The organism is Elusimicrobiota bacterium (assembly GCA_040757695.1).
Taxonomy (GTDB): Bacteria; Elusimicrobiota; UBA8919; order UBA8919; family UBA8919; genus JBFLWK01.
The window spans coordinates 1-6515 of sequence record JBFLWK010000106.1; the positions used below are offsets into that span (position 1 = coordinate 1).

The following is a 6515-nucleotide window of genomic DNA, read 5'->3' on the forward strand; positions in this document are numbered from 1 at the left end:
CCGTAAAAAGAACAAACACAAAAATGGAAAATCTCCATTAGAATTGGCTGGTGTAGATGTTTCAAATATCAACTGGATTAAGTTCAGCCAAGTCAGTTATTAGCAACCTAAAATTACTACGCCACCTAAAAAATTACCAACACCAGCACCCAATCCTGCAATTAAAGTAAATAGATATTTCGCAAAAGTTCCATCTGGAATGTTTATGATTACAAGACCAATAAATATCCAGTTCAGAAAACCCCAAAAAGATGCTTGCAATTTATTTCTCTTCACCAATGTCGCAAAGCCATTTGCCACTTCAATTACAGTCAGAATGCATGCACCCATAAAAACTGTTAATAATTTAATCAACATAGTTGCATCACCACCTTACTTTTCTACACTAAATTACTAACGCTAATCAAAATGACAATCTGTTTAAATAAGCAATCAGTGCCTGTTTCAATCGTTTTTTATTCTCAGCATCTAACTTGCCAAACCAGAAAGTTAAACCCTCTTTGACAAAATCCAGGATTGCTCGTTCTCCCCAGCTATACTCAGAATAACTTCTCTCAAGCACGAGCCACTTCCTCTTGTTGTCAACAATTTCTACCCTATAATTTATATACTCTGGCATTGCTTTCAACCTTTCTTCTAACGTTCCAGGGTCATCAACACTGAGAACATTCCCTTTTCCTTCCAACGTCAAATCTTCCTTATACATTTGTCTCACCTCACTTGTTTCTCTTCATCTAAATTATGAAACTTGATTCCTGTGCCAACAAGAATAAGTCCTTCAAATTTTTCTACGACTGTCTTTTCAAATTTTCCTCGGGTTAGCGGTTCTTTCGTCAGCCTGAATTTATTTCCGTCTACTTGAATAAAATAGGGAATACCTTTATACGATGCTGCAATATATCCTTCTATACCTATTTCTCTGTTTGGCAATATCAAACTTTTATACTTCATTACATCTTCGCCATAAAAATTGACAGGCACATCAAAATTTGTTTCAAAAATTTCACCTTCTCTATCAGCATATAAATTTTCTACATTGAGAACAACTGTAAAACATGATTCACCGGAAGATGTTTTGGATTCAGGCGAAACAGTTAGTGGTTTGCCAGCTAAATAAAAATAATTATTTGTCTTCATTTCTTATTAGAGGGTTTTGAATTATAATTTTTTCGGTTGAGCAGTAGTTTATGTACATTTTCCCCGACTTCTTTTTTATCTATCAAAAAAGGCAATATGTTCTTCAGTAAAGGGAATAATCTCATCCGATGTGTCACATATAAATGAAAGAAATTTTTCTTCCCCTTCGGTGTTGCATACTGATGGACTCGTCCTTTATAACCTGTTAAAATTTCAATCAACCCATTGATAAACTCCAATATTGCGGGATTTGAATTATAAATTGTAATTTTATTGCCTCGTCTATCAATGCTTCCCTCGCCATCTATAAATGCAGCAATATATATACCAGCTTCCTTCTTCGTAAATTTGTTGGGTTCCATTTTGTTAATCTCCTTCCCCTACTATTAATAGTAAAATCAAAAATCACTTTTTGGGCCGATTTCTTTAATTTTTCTGAAATCATAGTAGGTAAAAAACTATCTTCCCATTAATATATATATAAAATCTTGAATCGTCTCCTGTGCCACTTTTTTACTTCTTCTCCTGCTTTTCTTCTGAATTTTCCCTTAGGCAGGCCAAAAGGTGCTCGTCGGAGAAAGGGTGCTAAAAAATCGCACTTTAAGAAAAAAACAGCAGAAAGAATTACTTAAATTATGGAAATAGGTGAAAGAACTGTAAGACGGATGAATACATCGTTTATGATCTACCATTGCATCTATGATTCTCCTGCCTCCCAATTTTCTTAACATTAAGAGAATTTAGATTTATTAGACACAATACCCCTGAATCGGATGTTGTATCTAATGAAAATATTTTTTGTCTCAAAAGAGTTGTGAAAGTCTTCTAAAATGGGTCTGGGACGCATTCTTTTGCCCATAAAATAAATTATTTGTGTCAGTAAATACAAAATCATTTGTCTTTTTATAGGAGTAAATTCGGTTTCCAATTGCGTAAAATCAGGGTTGCAGATAACCCTTATCAAAAAATAACTTGATTCAAAACGAATTTTATGGTATAATTTAATAGAAAATTTGGTTCTATAGTTTTCCCTATGAAAAGAATCAAAATTATTACAGAAAAAGTTCAGATGGAAGCAGAATTGAATGAAACAAACACTGCAAATATGATTTTTGATATCTTACCGGTAGGAGGCAAAGTAAATACCTGGGGAGAAGAAATATATTTCCAAATTCCTGTTAAAACAGGTCCAGAAAATGCAGTTGAAGTTGTAAAAGAAGGTGACTTAGCCTATTGGCCAGATGGAAATTGTTTTTGCATATTCTTTGGTAAGACACCGATGTCAACAGATAAAGAAATTAGACCTGCCTCAGCAGTTAATCTTGTTGGAAGAGTTTTAGGTAATCCGAAAGAATGGAAAAAGGTCAAAAATGGCGAAAAGATTTTGTTAGATAAAGCTTTGAAATAATAAAAATTGGAGGGAAATTCTATGCTAAAGGTACTTGTAATTTATCACAGCGAAACAGGTAATACACAAAAAATGGCACAATATGTTTTTGAAGGTGCAAGAGAAGAAAAAGTTAATGTTGAATTGAAAAAGGTTCAAGATATTAAAGTTGAAGAATTGCTAACCGCTGATGGAATAATAATTGGCTCGCCAACATATTACGGCTCCCTATCAGCACCTATCAAAAAGTTATTAGATGAAAGTGTAAAATATCACGGTCAACTTGAAGGTAAAGTTGGAGCTGCTTTCAGTTCATCAGCAAATATTGGTGGTGGCAATGAGACTACTATACTTTCTATTTTAGAAGCATTTCTAATTCACGGAATGATTATTCAAGGCACAAGTAAAGGCGACCACTATGGTCCAGTAAGTATAGGTGCGCCAGACAAAAGAGTAGAGAAGCAGTGTAAAGAACTCGGAAGAAGAGTTGCACAATTAGTGATGAAATTAGCAGAATAGTTTAACAAAATCAGATTTTTAGAATTATGATTTCATATGCAACAATGGAATGAAATTTTCAAAAAGGAAGGAAAAGTATTTACAAAAGTGCAAGAAGATATTCCTAAGGTTTTGACTTTATTCAAAAAACACAATATTAAAAAAATTCTTGATTTAGGATGTGGTTCTGGAAGGCATGTCATATATTTTACTAAACGAGGATTTGATGTTTATGGGATTGATATTTCTAAAGAAGGATTGAATATCACAAAATCTTGGTTAAAAAAAGAAAAACTTAAAGCCAATCTTAAAATTGGTTCGGTATATGAGAAATTACCATATCAGAATAATTTTTTTGATGCAATAATTTCTGTTCAGGTAATTCATCATGCCAGAATTAAAACTATTCGGAAAGCAATCAGAGAGATAGAGAGAATATTGAAACCAAATGGTTTAATTTTTATTACAGTACGGAAGCGTATGTCTAAACGAGAATTATTAAAATTATCACAAGAAAAATTAATATGGAAATTAAAACAAATAGAACCAAGAACCTTCCTCCCTTTAACTGGAAAAGAAAAAGGATTACTTCATTATTATTTCAATAAAGGATTGCTAAGAAAAGAATTTAAGAATTTTAAAATTTATGATGTCTGGATAGATTCCACAGGACATTACTGTCTTCTTGGTGAATTAAAAGATTGATTTCGGACTATCCGGGCGACTATTCGCAAACCTTCGGTTTGCTCGTCTATAAAAACTGTAGATTCAACTCAAAAAATAGATTGGTTAAGAATGGTAATCAATGACATTTTTGTAACGACAGACAATTGGGGGTTCTACAGATGAAGAAAGAAACAAAAGGAAAAGACGAATTGGATAAGATAATCAATCAGGAACAGGAACTTGCAGCAGTTTATGCAAGGATAAGTGAACGTGAGCGAACACCCGAAGTAACACCTAGTGAACTCACAAATCTTGAAGTGCAAGTTGAACGGGCTAAAAAGTTAGCAGAAGGGAAAGGTTATAAGATATACGACATATATGCGGAGACATATACTGGGACAAGGCTGGAAGGTAGAGTTCAATTTCAGCGATTGCTGGAAGATGCTCGTCGGAAAAAATTTACACGAGTTATAACTGTAAGATTTGATAGAATCTTTCGTAATTTATTTGAATTTTTGAAGGTACTTAGGGAATGGGACGAATTAGGAATTATACTTGAAGATAAAGATTATAGTTTTGCTGAGAAAAGTATATCGGGAAAAATTTTAAGATATATTCTCCCAGTTATTGCTGAAATAGAAAGAGACCTTATTGCAGCCAGGACAGGTGAAAAGTTAGAAGCAAAAGCGGAAAAAGGCGAATTTTTAGGTGGACCGCCGCCGTTAGGTTATGATCTTATAAATAAGAAACTTGTAGTCAACAAAAAAGAGGCAAAATTAGTGAAGCATATTTTTGTACTGTATCTTGAATGCAGGTCTGCACACAAAGTAGCAGGGAAACTTAACGGTGAAGGTTACAGAACGAAAAAATGGATTGATAAGAATGGCAAGGAACATGGCGGAAAACTTTTTACGAGTGATAGTGTGTTGAGAATTTTGAAAAATATCCGCTACACTGGTAAGCAAGAAAGATTGGGAAAATTATATAAAGGAATTCATACTCCTATTATAAGTGAAAAATTGTTTAATAAAGTGCGAGAACTACTTCCTGAAAGTGCAAAATCTCCTATGCTATCAGTAGCAGCAAAATCTGGCCTGTTGTTACTCGGTATAATCAAATGCGGGTTCTGCGGAGGCGCAATGACTACAACTTTTGGGAAGAAAGGAGACCGTAAAATATATTACTACAAATGTGTAAAATCTACAAAGTATCATGTTACAAAAAAGAAAGGAAAACCTGTATGGTACGAAAGAGACCAACAATGTAACGCAGGTGAAGTTCCTGCTGAAGCACTTGACAATTTCATTGCAGATAGAGTAATTCAGATGAGTAAAGACAAGAAATATTTAGCGGCGGTATTTAGAGAAGCTGCAGAAGGTGCGAGAAAAAAGAGTGAGGAATTGGAGGAACAATTGAATAGGAAAAGGAATTTGCTTGTTGTGGGAAAAAGGAAATATGAAGATTTTATGAATGGACTACCAGAACTGAAAGGGTTAAAACAGAGAGTAAAAGATGATTTCATCAATAAAATAAATAAAATGGCAGAAGAAAACGATAAACTTGAACAAGAAATTGCTGAATTGAAAAAGCAAATAGAGATAGAAAGAAGCCGTGAATCAAGACCAGCACAGTTACAGAATATATATAAAGATTTTGCTAAACTCTATAAAGCAAAAGAAACAACGCAGAAACAAAGGAAGGAATGGTTTGATTTGTTGCTTGTAAAGTGATTGTTAAACGTGAAAAAGGTAAAAATAAGTTAGATATAGAAATCTATCCCAATGACCTGCCACCGACGAAAGAAGTAACCGATTTAAGTAGTTTGATTTGCTACAAAGGGTGGCTCCCCGAGACGCCCCTGTCGCAAAACCGTTCTTCCGACGAGGAAAAAGGTTCGAGTCCTATTCGAACCCCTGATTTGTATTCAAACCTCCCGCCATTCTGGCTCACCGATGACTTTACCTATGGCTTTATAAAGACCGAAAAAGGCTTAAAAATGCTCACGAATTGGGGGTATCCCTAATATTAACCTTGAAGACCCTATTCTTACCCTCGGAGACAGGATCAAGGCACTTCGCGTCAAAAATGGCTTAAATCAAGCGAATTTGGCGAAATCCACAGGGTTAGCCACTTCCATTATTGGTCGGTATGAACAAGGCAGAATCCTTGACCTTAATCCCTCTGTCTTACAGAAAATCGCCAAAGCCCTTAATGTAACCCCTCTTGAACTGCTACCACCTGCTGTTCGTACAGGATTTAAGGACATCTACGATTATTTCTGCCGTTCTGATACTTGGGGTGGCAGAATCAAAAAACTTCGGCTAAAACACCACCTGCAACAGAAAGATTTGGCCAGGATGTTAGGCATCCACAAAGTTTCCCTTTGCCGCTATGAAAAGAACCATTCCAAACCTGATACTGAAACTGTCAGGAAGATATCACAAATTCTGAAAACAGACCTGAGTAGATAAATTCCTTCGCATTTGTATCATTATACGCAGGATTTGGCTATAATATAATGCTTATAAAATTCATCTTTTCATTACTAATTCCGCTAAATTCACTGAAACCAAGGCTCATACTCACCGTATTTATTAAGAAGTTTGAAGCATTACATGCTTTCCGAATATCTCACTAAGTGGAACAAAATGTTTATCATATGTATAAATATCAGCACCCTCAGGGGTTTCTATAGTTATAATTAACCTGAAAAATGCGTGAAAACGCTGTTTTTTGACATGACTTCGTCGGAACAACTTTAATGTTCATTTGCAAATCGACCTATTTTAATAGTGACCGTACTTTTTTAGCATTGCTGAATAGTTCT

General features: G+C 34.7%; 10 protein-coding genes. 6 read left to right on the forward strand and 4 right to left on the reverse strand.

Annotation, left to right across the window (positions count from 1 at the left end; genetic code table 11):
• Positions 1-99: 99 nt before the first annotated feature.
• From AB1349_12260 to AB1349_12275, 4 genes are read right to left on the reverse strand one after another with little or no spacing between them, the layout of a single operon-like run.
• Positions 100-357 (reverse strand): hypothetical protein, encoded by a 258-nt coding sequence (locus AB1349_12260; protein ID MEW6558101.1) that lies wholly within the window; start codon positions 355-357, stop codon positions 100-102.
• Positions 358-403: 46 nt separating this feature from the next.
• A complete protein-coding gene (locus AB1349_12265) occupies positions 404-706 on the reverse strand; it encodes a hypothetical protein (GenBank protein ID MEW6558102.1) in 303 nt (100 codons plus the stop codon).
• A gap of 5 nt (positions 707-711) precedes the next feature.
• Positions 712-1137, reverse strand: coding sequence for a hypothetical protein (locus AB1349_12270; GenBank protein ID MEW6558103.1), 426 nt, complete (start codon positions 1135-1137; stop codon positions 712-714).
• Positions 1134-1499: an LAGLIDADG family homing endonuclease gene (locus AB1349_12275; GenBank protein MEW6558104.1), complete on the reverse strand. Its 366-nt coding sequence runs from the start codon at positions 1497-1499 to the stop codon at positions 1134-1136. Before AB1349_12275 ends, AB1349_12270 begins: the two co-directional genes overlap by 4 nt.
• 671 nt (positions 1500-2170) lie before the next feature.
• Between AB1349_12275 and AB1349_12280 the strand changes: the two genes are divergently transcribed.
• From AB1349_12280 to AB1349_12305, 6 genes are all read left to right on the forward strand, one after another.
• Positions 2171-2545 (forward strand): cyclophilin-like fold protein, encoded by a 375-nt coding sequence (locus AB1349_12280; protein MEW6558105.1) that lies wholly within the window; start codon positions 2171-2173, stop codon positions 2543-2545.
• A gap of 21 nt (positions 2546-2566) precedes the next feature.
• A complete protein-coding gene (locus AB1349_12285; GenBank protein MEW6558106.1) occupies positions 2567-3043 on the forward strand; it encodes a flavodoxin family protein in 477 nt (158 codons plus the stop codon).
• A 36-nt stretch (positions 3044-3079) separates the two neighbouring features.
• On the forward strand, positions 3080-3727 hold the full coding sequence (locus tag AB1349_12290; protein MEW6558107.1) for a class I SAM-dependent methyltransferase: 648 nt from the start codon (positions 3080-3082) through the stop codon (positions 3725-3727).
• A gap of 140 nt (positions 3728-3867) precedes the next feature.
• Positions 3868-5418, forward strand: a complete 1551-nt coding sequence (locus AB1349_12295) for a recombinase family protein (GenBank protein MEW6558108.1) — start codon at positions 3868-3870, stop codon at positions 5416-5418.
• On the forward strand, positions 5415-5711 hold the full coding sequence (locus AB1349_12300; protein MEW6558109.1) for a hypothetical protein: 297 nt from the start codon (positions 5415-5417) through the stop codon (positions 5709-5711). Before AB1349_12295 ends, AB1349_12300 begins: the two co-directional genes overlap by 4 nt.
• A 40-nt stretch (positions 5712-5751) precedes the next feature.
• Positions 5752-6159 carry a helix-turn-helix transcriptional regulator gene (locus tag AB1349_12305; protein ID MEW6558110.1) on the forward strand — a complete coding sequence of 136 codons (408 nt, stop codon included), beginning with the start codon at positions 5752-5754 and terminating at the stop codon, positions 6157-6159.
• Positions 6160-6515: the final 356 nt, after the last annotated feature.

Coding starts and splice junctions, on each gene's coding strand:
- AB1349_12260 (MEW6558101.1), bottom strand. CDS start 357: ATGTTGATTAAATTATTAACAGTTTTTATGGGTGCATGCATTCTGACT.
- AB1349_12265 (MEW6558102.1), bottom strand. CDS start 706: ATGTATAAGGAAGATTTGACGTTGGAAGGAAAAGGGAATGTTCTCAGT.
- AB1349_12270 (MEW6558103.1), bottom strand. CDS start 1,137: ATGAAGACAAATAATTATTTTTATTTAGCTGGCAAACCACTAACTGTT.
- AB1349_12275 (MEW6558104.1), bottom strand. CDS start 1,499: ATGGAACCCAACAAATTTACGAAGAAGGAAGCTGGTATATATATTGCT.
- AB1349_12280 (MEW6558105.1), top strand. CDS start 2,171: ATGAAAAGAATCAAAATTATTACAGAAAAAGTTCAGATGGAAGCAGAA.
- AB1349_12285 (MEW6558106.1), top strand. CDS start 2,567: ATGCTAAAGGTACTTGTAATTTATCACAGCGAAACAGGTAATACACAA.
- AB1349_12290 (MEW6558107.1), top strand. CDS start 3,080: ATGCAACAATGGAATGAAATTTTCAAAAAGGAAGGAAAAGTATTTACA.
- AB1349_12295 (MEW6558108.1), top strand. CDS start 3,868: ATGAAGAAAGAAACAAAAGGAAAAGACGAATTGGATAAGATAATCAAT.